Here is a 22043-nt window from a genome sequence, read left to right as displayed (position 1 = left end):
AGCCTCTCCTTCCTGACGCTCTACTACCTGCTCTTCTCGGTGGCGCTGCTCGTCCACCCGCGCGAGCTGTCCAGGCGCGCGAGCCTCTCCTTCGCGCTGCTCAACTGGGTGGGGATGCTCGCCCTGGGGGCCCTGGAGGTGGAGCGCTGGGGCAAGCCGCACCTCTTCACCTTCTTCGCGCTCGTCGCGCTCGCCCAGGGCGTGGGGGCGGCGGTGGCCCGCTGGCGGGGCGCGGCCTCCGTGCTGATGCAGGCCTTCCTCGCCACGGGCGTCCTCACGCTCGCCCTCGGCCTGCCCTGGGAGTACGGAGACACCGCGCTGGTACGGGCCTGGACGGTGGTGGGGCTCACGGCGGGGCTCGCCGGGCGCGCCCTGGGCGCGGGGGCCCTCCAGTCGGTGGGCGTGGGGCTGCTCTACGTGGCGCTCGGAGCCACCTGGCAGGTGCCCTCGGGACGCGCGCTGCTGGATGCCACCCTCTTCGTGGGCTTCGCGCTCGTCGAGCGGGGCTCGGTGGTGGAGGCGGCGCGGCTGCCCCCTCCCCTCCACGGGCGACGACGCGACACGCTCCAGTTCTTCTGCGCGGCGGGCGCGGGGCTCGCGCTGCTGTGGCTCGTGGGCGAGCTGATGCCCGACGTGCTCACCACCCTGGGCTGGGGCGTGGCGGCCTTCGGGCTGTTCGCCCTGGGCTTCGCCGTGCGCGAGCGCTGGTACCGCTTCGTCGGCCTCGGCGTGCTGGCGTTCACCCTGGGGCGCCTGCTCCTCGTGGACCTGGCGGGGCTGCCGCCGGACCAGCGCATCCTCACCTTCATCCTGCTCGGGGTGATGCTGCTGGCCGTCTCCTACGTCTACACCCGGCTGCGCGGGCAGAGGGGCTGAGCTATTCCAGCGCCGGCGGCTGGGGCCCGTGGGTCTTGCGCAGCGGCAGCTCCGGGAGCGCCAGGGTGACGAGGAACGCCAGCACCGCGATGAGGAGCGTGATGCGGTAGATGTCGCGGGTGGCCTCGGAGAAGGCCTCCTTGAAGGCCAGGGCCGCCTTGTCCACGGTGGCCTCGGCGGTGCGCTGTGCCTGCTCCAGACCCGTGAGCCGCTCCTTCGCCGCGAGGTCTCCCGCCTGGGCCGCGGTGGCGAGCGCCTCGCGCTGCCGCGTGAAGCCCTCGGCGAGGCGCGCCTTGAGGGCCGCCGCGTCGAAGGAGCGCTCCGTCGGACCACCCTCCTCGCTCGCGTGTCCGCCCGTGGCCTGTCGCGGCGCGAGCTGTTGGCGGAGCTCCACGGGCACGTCCCGGGTGGCCTCGGCCATGCGCGTGGCCATGGACGAGGAGAGCGCCACGCCGAACACCGTGCCCAGGAGGGCCACGCCGATGGTGGAGCCCATCTGGCGGAAGAAGGTGGCGCTGGAGGTGGCCACGCCAATCTGGTGCGGGGCCACCCCGTTCTGGATGGCCAGGGTGAGCAGTGGGATGGCCGGGCCGAGCCCCAGGCCCACGAGGATCATCTTCAGCGTGAGACTCAACTGGGTGGAGGTGGGCGAGAGCGTGAAGGCCATCAGCCCGAAGGCCACCGTCAGCACGAGCTGGGAGCCGAGGATGAGGGCCTTGTAGCGACCCAGCCGCGACACGAGCTGGCCGGAGAGGATGTTGCCCGCGACGATGCCCAGGGTGAGCGGGGTGAGGGTGAAGCCCGAGCTCGTGGCCGACAGGCCCACCACGTTCACCATGAAGAGGGGCAGGAAGACGATGGCGCCCAGGAACACGGCGCCGCTGACGAAGGCGGCGGCGTTGCCCACGGCGAACACCTTGTTGCGGAAGAGTGCCAGGTCGAGGATGGGCTCCTGCACGTTGCGCTCGACGACGATGAAGGCGATGAGCCCCACCACCGAGAGGGCGAACATGCCCACAATCTGTGGCGAGCCCCACGCATAGCCCGTCTCGCCCGGGGCGACGACGCCGCGGCCCAGGGACAGCGCGAGGAGCAGCGGCACGGTGAACATCGCCAGCATGAGCGCGCCCAGGACGTCGACGGAGGCCTTGCGCCCCGGGTGCCGCATCGGAGGCATGCGGGTGAGGATGAAGGTGAGGGCCACGGCGCCCAGCGGGAGGTTGACGAAGAAGACCCAGTGCCAGCTCAAGTGGTCCGTCAGGAAGCCGCCCACGAGTGGGCCCACCACGCTGGAGAGCCCGAAGACGGCGCCGAAGAGACCCTGGTACTTGCCGCGCTCGGAGGCGGGGAAGATGTCCGCGACGATGGCGAACGCGCTGGTGAAGAGCGATGCCGAGCCGACGCCCTGCAACGCTCGGGCGAGGATGAGCTGGAGCGTCGTCCGCGACAGGCCGCACAGCGCCGAGCCCAGCAGGAAGATGACGATGCCGATGACGAGGATGCGCCTCCGGCCGAACGCGTCCGAGAGCTTGCCGTACACGGGCACGAGCACGGTGGACGCCACCATATAGGCCGTCGTGATCCACGCGTAGAGCGAGGCGGGAATCTCCAGGTCCCTCTGGATGGCGGGACCGGCGGTGGACACGATGGTCTGGTCGAGCGCGGCCAGCAGCATGCCGAGCAGCACGCCCAGCAGGGTGAGGACCTTCTGCGGGCGGGTCAGCTCGAAGGGCTGGAGGTGAGGCAGGGCGTCGGACGAAACGGCCATGAGGAGCAATCTTCAGCCGCGCGGGGGTCAACGCACCGGAGAGCAGGCGAGCGGCCAGGACCCCAGCCCGTCGGCAACTCCGAGTCCAACCAGCCCGTGCCCCCTGGCTGCCGGTGTCACGGTCCTTACTGTCGAAGGGGATAGCCCATGCCCCGAGGAGCAGCCATGCGCACCGACAACCCTTCTCCCCAGAACGCACCGCCGGGAAGTGGAAGCGAGGGCGTGCCTCCCTGGCAGGAGGTGGGTGAGGCCTGGGCCTCCGTCCTCACCGCGTGGGCGGATCTGACCACGGGCTGGACCTCCCTGGTGACGGCCTGGATGAGGGCGAGCGGCTCCTGGATGGGCTTCCCCTCGATGATGGGGATGAATCCGATGATGGGGATGAGCCCGTTCATGGCGGGACCCCAGGCGGCGGCCGCGTGGGCCCGACAGGCCATGGAGTGCATGGCCCGCTACGCCCCCACGGCGACGGTCGCCCCCGCCGCTCCCGAGCCACCCGCTCCGGCCCGGCCCCACACGGGCGCCAGACCCCATGCATCGCCGACCCGGCGCGCCTCGGAGGACCACGTCCGCGGCATCATCGTGCACCGAGGCGACACCTCGGAGGACCTCCCGCCCCTCGCCGATGGGACGTAGCGCCCGGAGAGCCGCTCAGCTCCGCATCTCGGCGAACCCGGCCTCGCGCGTCATATGGCCCACGTAGCCCAGCTCCGCCCGGGCCTTGGCGTCGTTGACCGTCACCTCCTCGCCGATGAGCCGCAGGATGGAGCGGTGGAGGGGCGGCTCGCCCTTGAGGGGCAGCACGCGCCAGGCCGTCTCGGCCACCGAGGCCACCAGCTTCGCCACGCCGTAGGGCAGTTCCCCCTGGGGGGCCTTCACGCCGGCCGTCTCCATCATCTGGGAGACGAAGGCGCGGAACTCCACCGGGGAACCATCGGTGAGGAAGTACGCCTGCCCGCCCCGGCCCTTGTCCATGGCGAGCAGGATGCCCTCCACCACGTTGGCCACGTGGCAGGTGGACGTCAGGTAGCGCCCGCCGCCAATCCAGCGGAACTGGCCCGTGCGCACCTTCTCGATCATCTCCGGCAGCAGGGTGAGGTCCCCCTTGCCCCAGATGAAGCGCGGGCGGACCACCACGGTGCGCAGCCCGTCCTGCCCGTTGGCGGCCAGCACGCGCTCGTCGGCGAGCCCCTTCGTCAGCGGGTAGAGGCCGAGCGGCTTCTCGGGGCGCGTCCACGTCTCGTCCGCCTGGACGATGGGCTTGCCGCCCACGAACATGGCCTCGGTGCCCACATGCACGAGCACCTTCACCTTCGCCGCGCGCGCCGCGTCGATGACGCGCTGGGTGCCCTCCACGTTGATTCGGAAGAACTCCTCCGAGGAGCCCCACGCCTTCACGTGCGCGGCGGCGTGAACGACGCCGTCACAACCCTCCATGCCCCGCCGGAGCGCCTCCGCGTCGTCCAAGTCCCCGCTCACGGGCTCGGCGCCCATGGCCCTCACCGTCTCGACGGACTTGTCCGAGCGCGCCAGGGCCCGCACCTCATCGCCCCGCGCCTTGAGCGCCGAGATGAGCCGCCTGCCCACGAAACCAGAACCTCCCGTGACGAACACACGCATTGAAAACCCTCCAGATGCTCAGAATGAAACGCCGTAGAGCGCGCCGTACTTGGACTTGAGGTAGGCGAGGAAGTCCCTGTCGGTGAGGCCCTGGCCCGTCACCGTGCGCACCAGCTCCTCGGCGGGCCGTCGGTGGCCCTCGGCGTGGACATGGGTGCGCAGCCAGTCGCGCAGGGGCTTGAGCTCGCCGCGGGCAATCCCCTCCTCCAGCGTGGGCAGGGCGCGCTTCGCGGCGGCGTAGAGGGACGCTGCGTAGAGGTTGCCCAGCGCGTACGTGGGGAAGTAGCCGAACTCGCCCCAGGCCCAGTGGATGTCCTGGAGCACGCCCCGCGTGTCATCCGGCGGGGGGCTGCCCAGGTAGCGCTCCATGCGCTCGTTCCACGCCGCGGGCAGCTCGTCCAGCGGCAGCTCGTCGCGGATGAGCAGCAACTCCAGCTCGTAGCGCAGGACGATGTGCAGGTTGTACGTCACCTCGTCCGCCTCCACGCGGATGAGCGAGGGCGTGACGCGGTTGACGGCGGCGTGGAAGGTGTCCAGGTCCACGCCCGCGAGCGCCTCGGGGAAGGCCTCGCGCAGCGCCGGGTAGTAGTGCGTCCAGAAGGCCCGGCTCCGCCCCACCAGGTTCTCCCACATGCGCGACTGCGACTCGTGCAGGCCCATGGAAGGCGCGTTGGCCAGCGGCGTGCGGTAGTGGGCCTCGGAGAAGCCCTGCTCGTACAGGCCGTGCCCGCCCTCGTGCAGCGAGCTGAAGAGCGCCGTCAGCGTCCCCTCCTCCAGGTCCGTGGTGAGGCGCACGTCCGTGGGGTGCTGTCCGCTGGAGAAGGGGTGGATGCTCTTGTCCTGCCGCCCCGCTTCCAGGTCGAAGCCCATGTCCCCCAGCAGCCGCAGGGTGAAGCGCCACTGCGCGTCCAGGTCGAAGCGCCGGCCCTCGAAGAGGTCCGCCACCTTGCGCGGCGCGGCCTGGAGGGCCCCCACCAGCGGCACGAGGTTGTCGCGCAGCGCGGTGAGCACCGGGGTGAGGCGCGCCACGCGCATGCCGGGCTCGAAGCCCTCGAGCAGCCCGTCATAGCGCTCACCACCGTGGCCGTACGCATCCGCCTGCTCGCGGCGCAGGGACAGCATGTGCTCCAGCGCGGGCTTGAAGGGGGCGAAGCGGTTCTGCTTGCGCGCCTCGCGCCACGCCATGAGGCCCCGGCTCTGGCCCTCCGCGAGCGCCTGCACCAGCCTCTTGGGCACCTTCGCCGCCCGGTCCCGCTCGTGTGTCAGCACCCGCGCCATCGCCCGCTGGTCGTCCGTGAGGCTCTTGTTGTCGACGGCCCAGGCGAGCAGCTCGCCCAGTCGGGGGTCCACCAGGCGCTCATGGTGGATGCCCTGCACCGTGGAGAGCTGGAAGGCCCGGGACTCGGCCGCCTTCGGGGGGAGGTACGTCTCCTGGTCCCACGTGGCCAGCCCGATGAGGCCGCCGAGATCCCGGAGCTCCTGCATGCGGACGAGCAGTGCGTCGAAGGTCGGTTGCATCCTTGGCCTTGTAGCCTGAAAGTGCGCGTCCATGGCCACCCAGCTTCAGTTCTTCATGTCCCCCGACGACGAGGTCGCCTTCTTCCGCCACCTCGAGCGCTTCGAGCTGGAGGTGTACCCCCGGCGCGTGCCCCAGGACTGGAAGCCCTTCCGGGCCACCCAGGCGAACATCCCCCTCCTGCCCGAGGAGGACGTCTATCTGGTGGCCAGCGGCATCGGGCCGGCGATCGTGGACAAGGTGAAGCGGGGTCCGGACAAGGGCTACTGGCGCATCGACGAGGTGCGCTCGCCCGTCATCTTCTTCGAGCGCTGCCGGCTCAACGAGGAGGGCGAGCTGCTCAGCGGTCAGATGTGGGCCGAGCTCGAGGTGACGCCGCAGACGGGTCGCAAGGAGGCCGCCTCGGACCAATTCCTCCGCCTGTTCCGCGAGGTGGAGGAGTACATCAAGAAGACCTTCCGCAAGGGCGACCCCAAGGCCTTCTTCGTCGGCCCCAAGGCCGCGCGCCTCCACAAGGAGGGCAAGCTCGTACTGCGCGACTCGGCCCACCGCGGTGGCACGGTGGTGCCGTACAAGTAACGCCCCGGGGGTCGAGGGTCACACTCCCTGGAGCGCTTGATCGCGCTCAATGCGGCTTTGTATCGTTCGAGCTCACACGATTCGCGATTCCAGGGCAGAGCAACCTCTAGAGCCGCCTCCAGTTGGCTGGCCTCTATAAAGGGTCCGTCGATGGTTCCTACGGACCGACCATGGCCAATGCCGTCAGACAGTTTCAGAACACCCGGAAGCTGGTGGCGGACGGGGTTGTGGGTCCCTCGACCTGGGCGGCCCTGAACACAATCTCTTTCCCTCCTTCGACCGCTGGCAACGCCCACATCCCGAAGGGCTTCCCGTTCGAGATGGGCCAGGGGGTCTACAGTTTCGGCCGGGTGTCCAACGACGACGGAGTGAATCTTCGCGCTCAGCCCAACGCAACAGGCGTGATCAAGAAGAGACTCCCGTTCAATACACGCGTCTTCGTGAGCCGTGAGTTCTCTGGCGACTGGTACTTCGTGACACTCGGAGATGGAAGCTCCGGCTTCGTCTACAAGAAGTACGTCAGCATCCATCCGCCCGATCCCGGGGCGGTCCTCCATAAAATCAAGAAGAACGAAGGAGCGCTGGCAATCGTCCTTCCCTATCGCTCCGTGAGGATACCATGTGGATGAAGTGCATATTGTCCGATGAGGAGCTCAAGCGGAGCACCTCATCCGAGGCCGATGATTTGCTGGTGGGATACCATCTCTTCCAGACAGCCGTCTTTTTCGGGACGGATACCCGATCGAATGTCTTTGGTGATGCGAAGGCCGCGGCAGCAGGGGACTTCAGCAAGTCATCGTTCGTCGTGCCAGGAGTAGACTTCGCGCTGGCGTGGTCCGGTGTATTTCCCTGGCTCGAATCTCCCGAGAAAAAATGGGTCTATGAGCATCCAGACGATGCCGCGCGGCTCATCCTGGAGAAGAGCGGCTCCGGACGGGTCAGGATCTACCTGGACTGGAAGCCCAAGGAATTCATCGAGGTGGGTGAGAACGAGCTGTGTGAGGTAAGCCTCGAGGTGGTGGACGAGCTGGTGCTCAAGCTGGTGGACCACCTGCCAAGCTGCCCTGCAAAGGACGTGGCGGACAGCTTGGAGGAGTTGGAAGAGGCCTACTCGGAGCCGGAGTAGCGCGCGAAGCGCTCCTCCGCTCCTCCACAGTGGTGTCCGCTCAAGAGCCCGTAGCGGCCAGCTGACGCAGCAGCGGCGCCGCCGAGAGGAACTTCAGCTCCGGGTGCTTCTCCTCGGCATGCTGGAGCGCCCAGTCGTCCCGGAAGAGCACCAGCGGCAGCCCGTCCCGGTCCTGCACCGTCTGCCGGTTGCCTTCCCAGTCGAAGCTCTTCGGATCGAAGTTCGGCCCCACCACCCACCGCGCGGGGCTGAAGGGCAGCCGGTCCAGCATGATGCGCGCGCCGTACTCGTGCTCGACCCGGTACTGGAGCACCTCGAACTGCAGCGCTCCCACCACGCCCACGATGGGGTCCTTCATCCCCATCCCGAGCTGCTGGAAGATCTGCACCGTGCCCTCCTCGGAGAGCTGCTCCAGGCCCTTCTCCATCTGCTTGCGGCGCAGCGGATCCTTCGAGCGGACGATCGCGAAGTACTCCGGGCTGAACCGGGGCACGCTCTCGAACAGCAGATCCTCGCCCTCGCAGAGCGTGTCCCCGATGCGGAACATGCCCGGGTCGAACAGGCCGATGACGTCCCCCGGCCACGCGTCCTCGATGGCCGTGCGCTCCGCCGCCAGGAACTGGCTCGGCTTGGCCAGGCGCACTTCCTTGCCCAGCCGCGAGTGGAACGCGCTCATCCCCTTGATGTACCGGCCCGACACCACACGCATGAACGCGATGCGGTCGCGGTGCGACGGGTCCATGTTCGCTTGAATCTTGAACACGAAGCCCGCGAACTTCGGATGCGTGGGCTCGCGCACCCCGTCCTTCGTCTGGCGCGAGGTGGGCGCCGGCGCCAGCTCCAGGAAGTGGTCCAGGAACGGGCGCACGCCGAAGTTCGTCATCGCGCTGCCGAAGAACATGGGCGTGAGCTGACCCGTGGCCACCTTCTCCACGGTGAACTCGTCGCCGCCGATGTCCAGCAGTTCGATCTCCTCCTTGAGCGTGGCCAGCTCGCGCTCGCTCAGCACCGTGAGGATGTCGGGCGAGTCGATGGACACGGAGCGCTCGGCCACCTCGGATTCGCCGTGACGGCCTTCCGCGGAGAAGACGTGCACCACCTTGGTCTGCCGGTCATACACGCCCCGGAACTCCGGCCCCATGCCAATGGGCCAGTTCATCGGGTAGGCGCGGATGCCGAGCACCTGCTCCAGCTCGTCCATGAGCTCCAGCGGCGCGCGGCCCCAGCGGTCGAGCTTGTTGACGAAGGTGAAGATGGGGATGCCACGCATGCGGCACACCTTGAAGAGCTTCTTCGTCTGGGGCTCGACGCCCTTGGCGGCGTCGATGAGCATCACCGCCGCGTCGGCGGCCGCGAGCGTGCGGTAGGTGTCCTCGGAGAAGTCCTGGTGGCCCGGGGTGTCCAGCAGGTTCACCGCGTGCCCCTTGTAGGGGAACTGGAGCACCGAGGAGGTCACGGAGATGCCGCGCTCCTTCTCCAACTCCATCCAGTCGCTCGTCGCGTGGCGGCTCGCCCGCCGGGCCTTCACGCTTCCGGCCAGGTGGATGGCGCCGCCGTAGAGCAGCAGCTTCTCGGTAAGAGTCGTCTTACCCGCGTCCGGGTGGGAGATGATCGCGAAGGTGCGCCGACGGGCGACCTCCTGTTGGAGATCCGATGCCATATCGGGAGGGGAACTATCACGGGGCGTGTGTTTTTTCGCGGGGTTCCATGCGAGAGGGCCGCTCCGCCGGGAAGCTACCGGGTGAACAGAGCCCTCCCCCGCCCCCCCGTACACCCCCGGTATGGGTCCCCTCTTCCTCTGGGAGGGGGTTAGGGTGAGGGGCGTCCCTTCACTTCCCGCTCCGGAGGCCACCATGAAGCGCACCACCTACTCCACGGGGACCTCCTGGGAACCCCGCGTGGGCTACTCGCGCGCCGTCCGCGTGGGGCCCTTCGTGTCCGTCTCCGGCACCACCGCCACCAATGCCTCTGGCAACCTGGTGGGCGAGGGAGACGCCTACGCCCAGGCCGTCCAGTCGCTGCGCAACATCCAGACGGCACTCGAGGCCCTGGGGGCCCGGCTGGAGCACGTGGTCCGCACCCGGATGTACGTGACGGACATCTCCCGCTGGGACGAGGTGGGCCGGGCCCATGGCGAGGTCTTCGGCCCCATCCGCCCCGCCACCAGCATGGTGCAGGTCACCCGGCTCATCGACCCGGCCATGCTGGTGGAGATCGAGGCCGACGCCATCGTCCCCGAGTGACGCGGGTCAGCTGCTCGCCGAGGTGTAGTGGCCGATGGCGTGCAGCCACACCCGGCGCGAGATGAACGCGAAGAGGATGGAGCCCACCACCGCCCAGACCAGCGACATCATCGGCAGCCGGCCCAGCATGGCCTCGGCCGGGAAGGTGGTCATCACCGCCAGCGGAATCACGAAGGTGAAGACGAAGGACAGCGCCCCGCGGAAGACCGGGGCCGGCCAGCGCGCCGCGTCGAAGATGGACGTGAAGAAGTACGTCAGGTTGTCCACCTTCACCACATAGAAGGCCGCGCACACCGTGAGGATCCACAGCGAGTAGAGCAGCAGCACGCTCGTCCCCAGCAGCACCAGCGCGGCCAGCACGCCCAGCGGCGCCGGAGAGCGGCCCAGGACATGGAAGCCGTAGACGAAGATGGCGAGCGCCGCCAGCGCGTTGGTGGCCCGCCAGGGTAGGAAGCGCGTGGTGGACACCAGGAACTGCGCGTCCGCGGGCTTGAGCAGCACGAAGTCCAACGTCCCCTTGCGGATGTGCTCCACCACGCCGGTGAGGCTGGGGCTGATGGCTCCCTCCAGGACGCCCTGGAGCAGGGTGAACCAGCCGATGACGATCAGCGCCTCGCCGAAGCTCCACCCCTCTATCCGCTGCCCCTCCTTCTGGAAGACGACGAAGAGCGGGGCCAGCGAGGTGGCCGACCAGAAGAGGGAGATGAGGCCCTCGATGAGGAAGTCCCCGCGATACTGCATCGCGAGCAGGCTGGAGGCTCGGAGCTGGACGCCGAGCAGCCGGATGTAGCGCCGCAACATGCCCCTACCCTCCAAACGCCGCGAAGCGCTTCAGGCCCCGCTTCCAGAGCCCAACGGAGAGGACCAGCAGCAGGCCCACCCACAGCCACTGTTGTCCCAACAGCCTCAGGGCCGTCCAGAAGTCGTGCTGGTTCGTCATCAGCTCCACCCCCAGGCCGATCTGGTAGCGGAAGGGCAGCCAGTCGATCAGCCCTCGCACCGCGGGCGGGAAGAGTTCCACCGGGTACAGGTAGCCCGAGAAGACGAAGAAGAGGGCGATCCACACGTCCATCAGCTTGGTGCTGCTTTCCATGTAGAAACTCAGCGTGCCGAGCGCCACGTTGGCCAGGAAGGTGATGAGCCACCCGCCGACGAGGGCCACGAGGAAGAAGGCCCAGCCCCACACCGTCTGGGGCACCGCGCTCCAGCCCTCCAGGTACACCGCGGCGATCGCCACCGGCGTCACCACCACCAGCCGCAGGGGCATGGCCCCGAGGTTCTCCGCCGCATAGCCCCACAGCGGCGAGATGGGGCGCAGCAGGCGCATGGCCAGCGTGCCCTGACGCACCTCGTAGTTGATCAACCAGGCCGCCCACGCCCCCGTCAGCTGCCGCACCACGAAGGCGGCCAGGAAGTAGCGCACGAAGTCCGAGCCGCTGTAGCCGCCCACGGACGAGGAGCGCGCCACCGCCGTCCACAGCGCCATCATGATGAACGGCATGGTGGTGGACAGCACCCAGATGAACATCTCCGCCCGGTAGGCCACCGCCTCCGAGACGCCCACCCGCAGCAGCGTGGGCATGGCTCGCAGCGCGCCCCGCAGGCTCATGCGCTCACCGTCCCCCGCCGCGCCTTGGTCTCGGCGAACAGCTCGCTCATGACCTCCTCCAGGGGAGCGTTCTCCACCGTCAGGTCCTGCACCGGCAGACTGGAGAGCGCCCGGCTCACGGTGGAGTTGACGCCCTCCTGGGGAACCTGGAGCACCGCGGTGACGTTGTCGTGCGTCACCACCTTGCCCAGCGGCGCCAGCAGGCTCGCGTCCACCGGCTGCTTCAGGCGCAGCACCACCCGCTTCTCCGGCCGCACCCGCTGCACCAGCGCGTCCAGACCCCCGTCGTACGACAGCTGGCCCTTGTCGATGACGATGACGCGCGGGCACAGCGCCGCCACGTCGTCCATGTAGTGGCTGGTGAGGATGAGCGTGGCCCCGTGCCGCTCGTTGTAGGACTTGATGAAGGTCCGCATGGTGGCCTGCATGGACACGTCCAGCCCGATGGTGGGCTCGTCCAGGAAGAGCACCTTGGGCCGGTGGATGAGCGCCGCCGCCAGCTCGCACTTCATCCGCTCGCCCAGCGACAGCTGCCGCGCCGGCTTGCCGATGAGTTCCTCCAGCTCCAGCAACGCCACCAGCTCGTCCAGCGTCTGCTTGAACTGGGCGCGCGGGACGTCGTAGATGGCGCGGTTGAGTTCGAACGTCTCGGAAGGCGGCAGGTCCCACAGCAGTTGTTGCTTCTGCCCCATCACCAGCATGATCTTCTTGAGGAACGCATCCTCGCGGTGGCGGGGGACGTGGCCATCCACCAGCACCTCGCCGCCGGAGGGGTGGAGCAGACCGGACAGCACCTTGAGGGTGGTGGTCTTCCCCGCTCCATTGGGGCCCAGGAAGCCCACGCGCTCGCCGGGTTTGATCTCGAAAGAGATGCCATCCACGGCCTTCACGGTGGTGTAGGTACGGTGGATGAGGGACCGGAGGGCGGCCTTGAGGCCGGGCGGGCGCTTGTGGACCTGGTAGTGCTTGCGCAGGTCTCGGACGGAAATCATTCGGACAGGGTTTAACGCGGTTGCCCGAAAGAGGCGACCCCCAAGGATGGAAGGCAGGGCGGAATGAGTGGCGCATACGGCAAGGACCTGGAGCGGTGGATTCCCCGGCTCATCGCCGTGTGGCGCGCCGCCCGGAACCGGGGGGACGGCCCGGAGACCCGCCTGACGCCCCAGGAAATCCGGGAGGTGGGCGCGGGGGTGAAGCAGCTCTCCCTCGGGCTGACGCGCGACCGGAAGCTGGCCGGGGCCCGGTACATGGACGACCCGAGGCTCCTGGGTGCCTACCTGCTCTTCTACTGGCCGGTCTCCTATGCCCAGGCCCGCGAGGCCCTGGGCGAGCTGCCCAACCGGCCGCGCGGCGTGCTGGACCTGGGGAGCGGCCCGGGCCCGATGGCCTTCGCCGCGCTGGACGCGGGGGCCTCCGAGGTGACGGCGGCGGACCGGAGCAAGCCGGCGTTGACGCTCGCCCGGTCGCTCGCCGCGGAGGCGGGCGAGGCGCTGGCCACCCGGGAGTGGGACCCCACGCGCAAGGCGGCCCCGCCCGAGGGCAAGTACGACCTGATTACGATGGGCCATGTCCTCAATGAGCTGTACGGCTCGGGGGACGAGGCGGTGAAGCCACGCGCGGCGCTGCTGGAGCAGGCGCTGGCGCAGGTGAAGCCAGGTGGGAGCCTGCTGGTGCTGGAGCCGGCGCTGCGCGAGACGTCGCGGTTGCTGCTGAAGGTGCGGGACGCGATGGTGGAGAAGGGTTACGCCATCCGCGCGCCGTGCATGTTCCGAGGAGCGTGCCCGGCGCTGGTGAAGGAGAGCGACTGGTGCCACGCGGAGCGCGACTGGCCCATGCCCAAGGTGGTGGAGGAGATCGCCCGGGAGGCGGGGCTGCACAAGGAGTCGTTGAAGATGAGCTACCTGATGCTGGCCCCCAAGGGCGAGGGCTGGCCGGAGCCGAGGCCGGATCGGCTGTTCCGCATCGTGTCCGAGTCGCTCGAGGGCAAGGGGCGGCAGCGCTACATCGGCTGCGGGCCGGAGGGGCGCATGGGACTGGCGATGCAGGAGAAGCACCGGTCGGAGAAGAACGAGCGCTTCTTCAAGCTGCACCGGGGGGACGTCATCTCGGTGACGAACACGGAGACGAAGGGAGACGGCCTCGGGCTGGACGACACCTCGGAGGTGAAGGTGGTGGCCTACGCGGGCAAGGGCGTCCCCCCCGCGCCCAAGGACCACTGAGCCCTCGGGTTCACCCCCGTCCCCCTACATCCGGTAAGGTACTGTCCACAGCACCACCCGAACGAGGGGGACACGGATGAACGCGGACAAGGCGGCACGAGGCTGGGTCGAGGAGAGCGCGCTGCGCGCGGCGGGAGCAGCGGCCATTCCGATTCCCGTGCCGGGCGCACACACGGCGGTCACGTCGGCCATCGAGGCCTACATGATCTACCACGTGGCCGGCATCTACGGAGAGAAGCTCACGCTGGGCGAGGCGCTCGCGCTCATCCCCACGCTGGGCGCGGGCATCATCGCGCGCAAGACGGCCACGGCGGTGGTGGGTGAAACGGTGGGGTGGATTCCGATCGCCGGGTGGCTCCTCAAGGGCGCGGCGAGCGGCGGCACGGCCTTCGCCATGGGCATCGCCGCGGTGAACTACTTCGAGAAGAAGTACCCGCAGCGCCAGGCCTCGCCCTTCGAGACGGCGTCCATCAAGGACTGGGTGATGGCCGCGGTGTCGCAGCTCGGCAACACGGCGAAGAAGTAGGGCCCACTCAAGGCGCCTCGCCCCGCTTCAACCGCCGGAGGAGTTCCCGCGCGTTCTTGATCGCATAGCCCTCGCGATCATTGTTGAAGTACGCCCAGACGCGCTTCGCCCCACTCTCGCGGATGCGCTGTACCCACACCGCGAGTTCCTCCTTCGTGTAGTCGTGCCGGTACCACCGCGTCGTGCCGTGGAAGCGCACGTACACGTCGTCCGCCGTGCGCACCAGCTCGTCCGGCAACCGGGGCCCGCTGCACGAGCAGAAGGCCACCTTCGCCTCTCGGAAGGCGTCGTACACCCGCTCGTTCCACCAGCTCTTGTGCCGGAACTCCACCACGTTGCGCCGCGCCGGATCGAGCTGGGCGAGGATCGTCTTCAACCGGGCCGGCGTGTAGTGGAGGCTGGGCGGGAGCTGGAACAGGAAGCACCCCATGCGCGGACCGAGGAGGTCCGCGATGTGCCCGAAGTCCCGCACGAGCGTCTTGGTCCCCACGAACCGCTTCACGTGCGTGATGAGCTCCGACACCTTCACGGTGTAGACGAACTTGCGCCGCCCCGCCTGCCGAACCCACGTGTTCACCGTCGCCACCGTGGGCCAGGCGTAGAACGGGGCGTTGAGCTCCACCGTCTTGAACTGCCCGGCGTAGTGCTCGAACCACCGGCTGCTCGGCATCCCCGGTGGATAGAAGCGCTCCCGCCAGTGCCAGTAGAACCACCCCGAGCAGCCGACGTGAATCTCCGGCCCGGCCGTCTTCCTGGAGGAAGCACTCGGCTCAACCGGCTCCCGCTCGAACGCCAGGCGGGCCTCGTGCATCCGCTTCGCGCGGCCGACGTTCTCCACCCGTTGCTTGTCCCGACGGGCCTGCCTCTTGGCCCGCCGCTCGAGGATCCGCTGGCGCTCCGCTTCCGCTTCGGTCACGTGGGGCCTCGGGTTACTTCAGGTCCTTCGCCAGCTCCGCGTAGAGGTGGATGGCGCTGCGCACCGCCTTCTCCCAATCGCCCAGGTGCAGGCTCTCGTTCTCCGAGTGCGCGTTGGTGTACGGGTCCTCCACGCCGATGAGCAGTGCCGGCACCCCGCCCAGCTCCTTGGCGAACGGCTCCACGAAGGGAATCGACGCACCGCATCCAATGGCCACCGGCTCCGCGCCGTAGCCCAGGCGCAGCGCGCGAAACGCCGCCTGGAAGGCGGGATGTGAAATATCCGTGAACCACGGGCCCGCCGGAGGGTCCGCCTTGATGTGAAGCTCCAATCCCCAGGGCACCACCCGCTTCAGGTGCTCCACCAGCCGCCGCTGTACGTCCTGGGCGTCCATGTCGGGGACGACGCGGATGCCCACGCGGGCCCAGGCCGTGTCGCAGATGATGTTGCGCGCGTCCTTGCGGCTGCTGGCCTGGATGGCGTTGATGGCCAGCGCGGGCTGCCGCCAGTTCATCTCCCACGGGTGGCGCCCGCCCAGCAGCTGTGCGCCCTTCACCATGCCCGCCTGCTGCTGGAAGTATTCCGCGTCTCCGGGCAGCGCCTGGATGCTCTTGCGCTCGGCCTCGCTCAGCGGGCGCACCTTCTCGTAGATGCCCTCGATGGCGATGCCGCCGTCCGGGTTCGTCAGCGTCGCGAGCATCCGGCACAGCGCCATCACGGGGTCCGGCACCGGCCCGCCCCACATGCCCGAGTGAATGGCCTGCCGGAGCGCGCGCACCTCCACGTCCACCGTCACCAGTCCGCGCAGCGCCGTGGTGATGGAGGGCAGCCCCGTGTCGAAGTTCGTCGTGTCCGTCAGCACGATGGCGTCCGCCTTCAGCAGCGCCTTGTGCTTCTGGAGGAACGCGCCGAGGTGTTCACTGCCCACCTCTTCCTCGCCCTCGATGATGACCTTCACGTTGAGGGGAAGATGGCCCGCGCCCTTCAGCCACGCTTCCACCGCCGAGGTGTGCACCACGATGCCCGCCTTGTCGTCCGCCGAGCCACGACCGAACAGGCGCCCGTCGCGAACCTGGGGCTCGAAGGGTGGGCTCTTCCACGCCTCCGCGTCTCCCGCCGGCTGCACGTCATGGTGCGCGTACAGCAGCAGCGTGGGTTTCCCAGGTGCCTTCAAAACCTCGCCGTACACGTACGGATGTGCGCCTTCGATTTCCAACAACCGCACGTTTTCGAAGCCACGCGACTTCAACAGTGTCGCTGTCGCCTCGGCGCTCGCACGCACCCGCGCCGGGTCGAAACCGTCAAAAGACACACTGGGAATGCGGACGAGTTCCTTCAAATCTTCGAGGTAGCTGTTCTTCCGCGCGTCGAAATGACTCAGGGCCTTGTCGGTGGACATGCTTCCCCACTTACTCCGAAAGCAGGCACCTGCGCGCCTTGCGCTTTGGCTCCACGTCCATCACCTTTCACTGCCCGTTCAGCCCTGCACGGGTTCTCCGGATCCACAGGCATTCACGAGCCCCTTGGCTTATCATTCATGAGCATGTCCCCTCCGACCCTGCTGCTCGTCGACGACGACAAGTTCGTCCGCAACCTCCTCAAGGACGCCATCCAGGAGAGTGGCCTCGAGGTGCGACTCCTCGAAGCCTCGGATGGTCAGGAGGGACTGGAAGTGGCCACGCGGGAGCGCCCCGCGGTGATGCTGTTGGATCTCTTCATGCCCCGGCGTAGCGGCCTGGAGGTGCTGGCCGCCATGAAGGATTCCTCTCCGGATACGCGGGTGCTCATCATCAGCAGCATGGATGCCGAGCCCGTGGTGGAGCAGGCCATGTCCGCCGGGGCCGTGGGCTTCGTCGGCAAGCCCTTCCACCCGCTGGAGATCGCCCTGGCCGTCCGGCAGGCCCTGGCCCACTGAATTCCTCACGAGGTGAGCGGATGTCGAATTACTGGATTGGAGACACCCTCGGGCGCGTCCTGGGACCCCTGACGCTCCAGTCGCTGCGAGAGCTCGTCGGCTCGGGGCGGCTCAAGGCCGTCAGCCGCGCCTCGCGCGATGGCTCGTCGTGGGAGCCCATCGAGAACTTCACCGAGGTGAAGGATCTGCTCGCGGCGGCCAGCAAGTCCAACCCCGCCGTCGAGCAGCAGCAGGCCGAGCGGCTGCGGCAACTGGTGCGCAGCATGCAGAACGCCCCGGCCCACCAGGTCTTCGGCGTGAAGCCGGACGCCCCGCTGGAGGAGATGCGTGGCGCCTTCTTCCGGCTGGCCAAGCGCTACTCGCCGGAGCACCTGACCCCGGAGACGCACCCCGAGCTGCGCACGGCCCACGCGGAGATCGCCGAGTTGCTCGCGCGCCGCATGCGCGAGGTGGAGGCCCAGCTCACCCCGCGCGCCGCGCCCGGCGCCCGGACGACGACACCCAACGCGGTGCGCGCCGCCCAGCACGCTCCCGCCTATACCTACTCGGCCGAGGAGTTCGTCGGGCTGCAGATGACGCGCAACGAGCGGCTCCAGGTGGACATCAAGGTGTCCAGGCGCAACGCGGGCATCTTCACCGACCACCGCATCATCAACCTCCAGGCCGGTGGCCTCTTCATCCCCACGGACAAGCCGCTCAAGCTGGGCACCAGGGTGGACCTGGTGCTCAACTTCGAGCAGCCCCCGCGTCAAATCAAGCTGCGCAGCTCCGTCATCTGGGAGTACACGCTGGACGACGGCAAGCAGCCGCGCGGCTATGGGCTCGGACTGGCGGATCTGCGCGCCGAGGAGCGCGGCTTCATCGACGAGTTCCTCCGCAACCCCCGCGCCGCGGCCCCTACATCATCTGGCTGAGGAACACCGCCGTCAGGCAGAACCAGGTGGCCGCGACCGCCGCCACCGCCCTCAGCTCCAGCTCGTCCCGGTCCATCATACTGGCGAAGCGCATGTGCATTTCCCCCAAGTGGCCTACGCTCCCTTCTACGGAGCAGCCCTGGGGTGATTGCATCCCGCTGGGAAGGCTGCGGAGGAGGTGGACGTGTCCGACACGGCGGAGTACCGGGCCTTGGATGGGCTTCCGGTGCCGGCACTGGTGGTGCGCGGCGAGCACGTCATCCACGCCAACCCGGCGCTGCTGACGCTGCTGGGCATCGGCCTGGAGGAGGTGCGCTCCGTCCAGATGCTGGAGCTGCTGACCCGCTTCTCCCCCGCGGACCGCTCGTGGCTGGAGCCGATGCACGCGAGCCGTATGCGCGGGGAGGACCTGACCGACACGCTGTGGCTGCGCGTGCGCGTGGCGGGAGGCCAGGAGCGCACCTTCTGCTTGCGCCAGGGCACGGGTCCGCGGACCGGGGACTCGCTGTGGGTGCTGCTGGACGCCGAGGGCGAGGCCAGCGTGCGGCGGCTCACCGAGGCTCTCGCCGTGGCCTCCGGGGAGATGATGCGCTGCCGCGACGAGCAGTCCGTGTTGGAAACGGCCGTCGAGGCCATCCACCGCCAGGGCTTCTACGTGTCGGTGATGTTGATGGAAGGGGACGTGCTCGTGCACGGGCCCATTCGGCAGGATCCGGCCGCGCTGGCCACCGCCGAGCTGCTCTACGGTTGCCCCATCCACGAGGTGCGCTTCCCCCGCGCGAGCCTGCCGCACCTGGAGGAGGTCTTCACCCGGCGCAAGGCGGCCTTCCACCAGAACCTCCTCCTGTCACTGGAGCGCTTCCACACCCCGGAGGTGCTGGAGATGCTCAAGCGCATGAACCCCAGTCCGCGCGCCCTGGACGCCCCCATCTACGTGGAGGAGCAGCCCCATGGACTGCTCTCCGTGCAGGGCGAGGCGCTGACGCCCGTGAGCGCGGCCACGTTGGAGCTCTTCGCGCGGCAGGTAGGCGGGGCGCTGGAGAACGTGCGCCACCACCGGCTGGCCGCCGCGCGGCTGGCCGAGCTGTCACGGCTCCAGGCGGAGCTGGTGGCGCAGGAGCGGCTGACGGTGCTCGGCGAGGCCGCGGGCGTGGTGGCCCACGAGGTGCGCAACCCCCTGGGCTCCATCCTCAACGCGGTGGCGGTGCTCAAGCGCGACAAGCTGAGCCCCATCGGCACCAGCGCGGTGCAGATGTTGGAGGAGGAGGCCACGCGGCTGGACGCCATGGTGCGCGACTTGCTGGACGTGGTGCGCCCGCTGGAGCCCCGGCCGCGCCCGCTGCACCCGGGCGAGCTGGCCCGGCGCACGCTGGAGCTCTTCCACGAGCGGCGCCAGCTTGGCGAGGTGCGCCTGACCCTGGAGGAGGAGCCGGGCCTGCCCACGCTCTCCGCGGACGAGACGCTGCTCCAGATGGCGCTGGAGAACCTGGTGCGCAACGCGGTGCAGGCCTCGCCCGCGACAGGCCGGGTGCACGTGACGGTGGCACGCGCCGCGGAGGGCCTCCTGCTCGTCGTGGAGGACGAGGGCCCCGGCGTCTCCTCGGCGGATGCTCCGCGCATCTTCGAGCCCTTCTTCACCACGCGCGCCACGGGCACCGGCCTGGGGCTCGCCGTGGTGCGACGCGTGGTGGTGGCGCACGGGGGCACGGTGTCCGTGGGCGAGCGGCCGGGGGGCGGCGCGCGCTTCGAGCTGCGGCTGCCGCTGGAGGTGGAGCCGCGGCCCCTCCCCCCGACGCCCTCAGGGAAGCGGGGTTAGCAGGAGCCGGCAGCGCAGGCCGCCGTTGCGCACCGGCAGGCTGCGCCCCTCGGGCAGGCCCAGCGCGCGAATCAGCCCCGCGTCCTCGGGGACGAGCAGTGCCGCGCGCCAGCCGGCGAAGGCCCGCCGCAGCGTGGCCCCCAGCGCGTGGTAGAGCCCCGGCAGGTCCTCCGCCTCCCCCACCCGCTTGCCGTAGGGCGGATTCACCACCACCAGCCCGCGTCCGAGCCCCGCCGGCGCCGCCAGCGCACGCACGTCCTGGCGCTCCAGGGTGAGCGTCAACCCCGCCCGCCGCGCGTTGCGCCGCGCCGTGCCCAGCGCCCCCGCGTTGAGATCATGGCCCCGGAGCGGCGAGCGCGGCGCCGGCAGGGCCTCCGCCTGCGCCCGGGCCTTGCGCGCGGCCCAGCCCGCCGCGTCGAAGCCGGGGAAGCCCTCGAAGGCGAAGGCGCGCGACAGGCCCGGTGCCCGCCGCTGGGACATCCACGCCCCCTCGATGAGGAACGTGCCCGAGCCGCACATCGGGTCCACCAGCGGCTCCACCCCGTCATACCCGGCCAGCACCAGGATGCCCGAGGCGAGCGTCTCGCGCAGGGGCGCCCGGCTCACCTCCTGCCGGTAGCCGCGCCGGTGCAACGGCTCGCCACTGGTGTCCGCGCTCACCGTGCACGAGTCGCCCTCCAGGCGCACCAGCAGGGTGAGGCCCTCGGAGGGCTCCTCGTCCAGGGGCCCCGCGCGCCCCACCGAGGGCAGCCCCCACGCCCGCGCCGCGGCCCCCAGCACCGCGTCCGGCCCCTTGAGGCGCGCGTGGTGCAGGGTCACCGAGAGCTTCGGTGCCGTCCGCCCGTCCCACACCGGCCCCAGGGGCAGCCCCGCCAGGCCCTTGGCCAGGGCCCCGGCGTCCGGCGCGGGGAAGCGCCCCAGCCGCAGCAGCACCCGGCTCGCCGTGCGCAGGCGAAGGTTGGCCTCCTGGTGCAGCCCTGGGCCGCCCGAGAGCTCCACCCCGCCCTCCACCTTCCGGGGCGAGAGGCCCAAGGCATCCGCCTCGGCCTCCAAGGCGGGCTCCAGCCCCGGCAGCGCCGAGACGAAGACATGCTCCCTCTGTTGGACGTTCGTCACCTGAAGCGGCATTGTCCGCGCCCGAGGCCCGGCCGCAATGCTTTCCTCGAAAGAACGTCCACCGGGCTGGTACGGAGGAGGCCATGAGCGCAGCCGTGACGACCGCCCGGAACCGCCCCAAGGAGTACGAGGTGACGGTGACCGACGTGCGCCTGGAGACGCACGACACCGCCACCCTGTATCTGGACTTCGGCCCCGAGCGCCCCGAGTACCGCGCCGGCCAGTTCATCAACATCGACCCGCACCAGTTCCCGGTGCTGGGTCGGCTCTCCACCTACCTCCAGGAGCACAAGGGGCGTAAGGAGCCCGCGCGCTCGTACTCGCTGGCCTCCGCGCCGCACGAGCCCCTGGTGACCATCACCGTGAAGGACGAGGACTACATCCCCGGCTTCACCCGGTACCCGCCCCTGCTCTCGCCCCTGCTCGTCCACGGCCGGCTCACCGGCGCGCGCATGAAGGTGCTCGGCTTCATGGGGCCCTATGTCCTCCCGGACGACATCGAGGAGCGCACGGACCACCTCGTCCATGTCATCGCCGGCTCCGGCGCCGTGCCCAACTTCTCCATCATCAAGGACGCCCTGCACCGGGGCCTCAAGCCGCGCCACACCGTCATCTACTCCAACAAGACGTGGGGCGACATCCTCTACCGGGAGAGCTTCGAGGAGCTCGAGCGCGCGCACCCGGACAAGCTGCGCGTGGTGCACTCCCTCACCCGCGAGACGGACGAGACGCGCTTCGGCCCCAACGTGCGCAAGGGCCGCATCGGCCAGGCGCTGCTGGAGGAGCTCATCCCCGACAAGGCCACGTGCCTCATCTACGTGTGCGGCCCGGCGATCACCCCCTGGGACCGGCGCAAGGCGCTGGAGACGCGCACGCCGGCCACGCCGCGCTTCATGGAGACGGTGCTCGGCCATCTCCATGACCTCGGCATCGAGGACAAGCGCATCAAGCGCGAGTCCTACGGGTAGCGAGCCCCTCAGCCTGGAATGCAGTGCCAGGGGTCCAGGGGATTCGGGCGCCCACACGTCAGCCCTGGACCGCAGGCCTCTGGAGCCTGTGGTTCGCAAGGTTCGCGGCATTCATAGTTGTGACAGAAGGTCCCCGCGGGGCAGGGGGAATCTTTGTCACACAGTTGCCTGCATTCCGTCCGCAGTTCCCAGGGGCGCCGTGGGGGTTCGAGCACCCGGCAGACATGCCCCTTGGAACATGGGTTCTTCCGACAGTCGTCGCCATGGACCCGAGCGCACACGGAGGCCCTCTTGCCACGAGGCACACATTGAAGCC

General features: G+C 69.4%; 22 protein-coding genes. 12 read left to right on the top strand and 10 right to left on the bottom strand.

Annotation, left to right across the window (positions count from 1 at the left end; translation table 11 throughout):
* Positions 1–876, top strand: an 876-nt coding sequence (locus VF794_RS08795) for a DUF2339 domain-containing protein (protein ID WP_331108738.1), incomplete at its 5' end; no start/stop codon positions are given.
* Position 877: 1 nt separating this feature from the next.
* On the opposite strand, the gene VF794_RS08790 is transcribed toward VF794_RS08795, so the two are convergent.
* Entirely contained in the window at positions 878–2644 is a 1767-nt protein-coding gene (locus VF794_RS08790) for a DHA2 family efflux MFS transporter permease subunit (RefSeq protein WP_331108737.1), read from the bottom strand.
* A gap of 165 nt (positions 2645–2809) precedes the next feature.
* Between VF794_RS08790 and VF794_RS08785 the strand changes: the two genes are divergently transcribed.
* Positions 2810–3280, top strand: a complete 471-nt coding sequence (locus VF794_RS08785) for a hypothetical protein (protein WP_331108736.1) — start codon at positions 2810–2812, stop codon at positions 3278–3280.
* A gap of 15 nt (positions 3281–3295) precedes the next feature.
* Here the strand turns inward: VF794_RS08785 and VF794_RS08780 are convergent, their stop codons facing one another.
* Both VF794_RS08780 and VF794_RS08775 read right to left on the bottom strand, forming a co-directional pair.
* The gene (locus tag VF794_RS08780; protein WP_331108735.1) at positions 3296–4264 is read right to left on the bottom strand and encodes an NAD-dependent epimerase/dehydratase family protein; all 969 of its coding nucleotides are present in this window, start codon (positions 4262–4264) and stop codon (positions 3296–3298) included.
* 18 nt (positions 4265–4282) lie between these two features.
* Positions 4283–5782: a carboxypeptidase M32 gene (locus VF794_RS08775; protein ID WP_331108734.1), complete on the bottom strand. Its 1500-nt coding sequence runs from the start codon at positions 5780–5782 to the stop codon at positions 4283–4285.
* Between the two features lie 31 nt (positions 5783–5813).
* Here VF794_RS08775 and VF794_RS08770 point away from each other — a divergent pair, with 31 nt between their 5' ends.
* The 3 genes from VF794_RS08770 to VF794_RS08760 all read left to right on the top strand — a co-directional run bounded on the left by VF794_RS08770 (position 5814) and on the right by VF794_RS08760 (position 7485).
* Positions 5814–6359: a hypothetical protein gene (locus VF794_RS08770; protein WP_331108733.1), complete on the top strand. Its 546-nt coding sequence runs from the start codon at positions 5814–5816 to the stop codon at positions 6357–6359.
* Positions 6360–6481: 122 nt separating this feature from the next.
* The gene (locus VF794_RS08765) at positions 6482–6988 is read left to right on the top strand and encodes a peptidoglycan-binding protein (RefSeq protein WP_331108732.1); all 507 of its coding nucleotides are present in this window, start codon (positions 6482–6484) and stop codon (positions 6986–6988) included.
* Positions 6985–7485, top strand: coding sequence for a hypothetical protein (locus VF794_RS08760; protein WP_331108731.1), 501 nt, complete (start codon positions 6985–6987; stop codon positions 7483–7485). The genes VF794_RS08765 and VF794_RS08760 overlap by 4 nt, the downstream gene beginning before the upstream one ends.
* A 40-nt stretch (positions 7486–7525) precedes the next feature.
* Here the strand turns inward: VF794_RS08760 and VF794_RS08755 are convergent, their stop codons facing one another.
* Positions 7526–9145, bottom strand: coding sequence for a peptide chain release factor 3 (locus VF794_RS08755; protein WP_331108730.1), 1620 nt, complete (start codon positions 9143–9145; stop codon positions 7526–7528).
* Positions 9146–9338: 193 nt separating this feature from the next.
* On the opposite strand from VF794_RS08755, the gene VF794_RS08750 reads away from it, so the two are divergent.
* The gene (locus VF794_RS08750; RefSeq protein ID WP_331108729.1) at positions 9339–9728 is read left to right on the top strand and encodes a RidA family protein; all 390 of its coding nucleotides are present in this window, start codon (positions 9339–9341) and stop codon (positions 9726–9728) included.
* 6 nt (positions 9729–9734) lie between these two features.
* On the opposite strand, the gene VF794_RS08745 is transcribed toward VF794_RS08750, so the two are convergent.
* Genes VF794_RS08745 through VF794_RS08735 form a run of 3 tightly spaced genes read right to left on the bottom strand, consistent with a single transcriptional unit; the run spans position 9735 to position 12329 of the window.
* Positions 9735–10529, bottom strand: a complete 795-nt coding sequence (locus VF794_RS08745; protein WP_331108728.1) for an ABC transporter permease — start codon at positions 10527–10529, stop codon at positions 9735–9737.
* 4 nt (positions 10530–10533) lie between these two features.
* A complete protein-coding gene (locus tag VF794_RS08740) occupies positions 10534–11337 on the bottom strand; it encodes an ABC transporter permease (protein WP_331108727.1) in 804 nt (267 codons plus the stop codon).
* Entirely contained in the window at positions 11334–12329 is a 996-nt protein-coding gene (locus tag VF794_RS08735; RefSeq protein WP_331108726.1) for an ATP-binding cassette domain-containing protein, read from the bottom strand. The genes VF794_RS08740 and VF794_RS08735 overlap by 4 nt, the downstream gene beginning before the upstream one ends.
* A gap of 63 nt (positions 12330–12392) precedes the next feature.
* Here VF794_RS08735 and VF794_RS08730 point away from each other — a divergent pair, with 63 nt between their 5' ends.
* Entirely contained in the window at positions 12393–13556 is a 1164-nt protein-coding gene (locus VF794_RS08730) for a small ribosomal subunit Rsm22 family protein (RefSeq protein ID WP_331108725.1), read from the top strand.
* 76 nt (positions 13557–13632) lie between these two features.
* Positions 13633–14082 carry a DUF697 domain-containing protein gene (locus tag VF794_RS08725; RefSeq protein WP_331108724.1) on the top strand — a complete coding sequence of 150 codons (450 nt, stop codon included), beginning with the start codon at positions 13633–13635 and terminating at the stop codon, positions 14080–14082.
* Between the two features lie 7 nt (positions 14083–14089).
* Here VF794_RS08725 and VF794_RS08720 read toward each other — a convergent pair whose 3' ends face one another.
* Both VF794_RS08720 and VF794_RS08715 read right to left on the bottom strand, forming a co-directional pair.
* A complete protein-coding gene (locus VF794_RS08720; protein ID WP_331108723.1) occupies positions 14090–14998 on the bottom strand; it encodes a DUF72 domain-containing protein in 909 nt (302 codons plus the stop codon).
* A 13-nt stretch (positions 14999–15011) separates the two neighbouring features.
* The gene (locus VF794_RS08715; RefSeq protein WP_331108722.1) at positions 15012–16397 is read right to left on the bottom strand and encodes a M20/M25/M40 family metallo-hydrolase; all 1386 of its coding nucleotides are present in this window, start codon (positions 16395–16397) and stop codon (positions 15012–15014) included.
* A gap of 144 nt (positions 16398–16541) precedes the next feature.
* Here VF794_RS08715 and VF794_RS08710 point away from each other — a divergent pair, with 144 nt between their 5' ends.
* The 3 genes from VF794_RS08710 to VF794_RS08700 all read left to right on the top strand — a co-directional run bounded on the left by VF794_RS08710 (position 16542) and on the right by VF794_RS08700 (position 19643).
* Positions 16542–16913 carry a response regulator gene (locus VF794_RS08710; RefSeq protein ID WP_331108721.1) on the top strand — a complete coding sequence of 124 codons (372 nt, stop codon included), beginning with the start codon at positions 16542–16544 and terminating at the stop codon, positions 16911–16913.
* A gap of 20 nt (positions 16914–16933) precedes the next feature.
* On the top strand, positions 16934–17827 hold the full coding sequence (locus VF794_RS08705) for a TIGR02266 family protein (protein ID WP_331108720.1): 894 nt from the start codon (positions 16934–16936) through the stop codon (positions 17825–17827).
* Between the two features lie 184 nt (positions 17828–18011).
* Complete coding sequence (locus VF794_RS08700; protein ID WP_331108719.1) at positions 18012–19643, top strand: sensor histidine kinase; 1632 nt, start codon at positions 18012–18014, stop codon at positions 19641–19643.
* On the opposite strand, the gene VF794_RS08695 is transcribed toward VF794_RS08700, so the two are convergent.
* Entirely contained in the window at positions 19626–20771 is a 1146-nt protein-coding gene (locus VF794_RS08695) for an RNA methyltransferase (protein ID WP_331108718.1), read from the bottom strand. The two genes, VF794_RS08700 and VF794_RS08695, sit on opposite strands and share 18 nt — an antisense overlap.
* A 71-nt stretch (positions 20772–20842) precedes the next feature.
* On the opposite strand from VF794_RS08695, the gene VF794_RS08690 reads away from it, so the two are divergent.
* Entirely contained in the window at positions 20843–21727 is an 885-nt protein-coding gene (locus tag VF794_RS08690; protein WP_331108717.1) for an oxidoreductase, read from the top strand.
* The last annotated feature ends 316 nt before the right edge of the window (positions 21728–22043 follow it).

The organism is Archangium sp., from assembly GCF_036389735.1.
Classification (GTDB): Bacteria; Myxococcota; Myxococcia; order Myxococcales; family Myxococcaceae; genus Archangium.
Note: the sequence above shows the minus strand (reverse complement) of the source record. Positions and strands in the feature narration are given on the sequence as shown.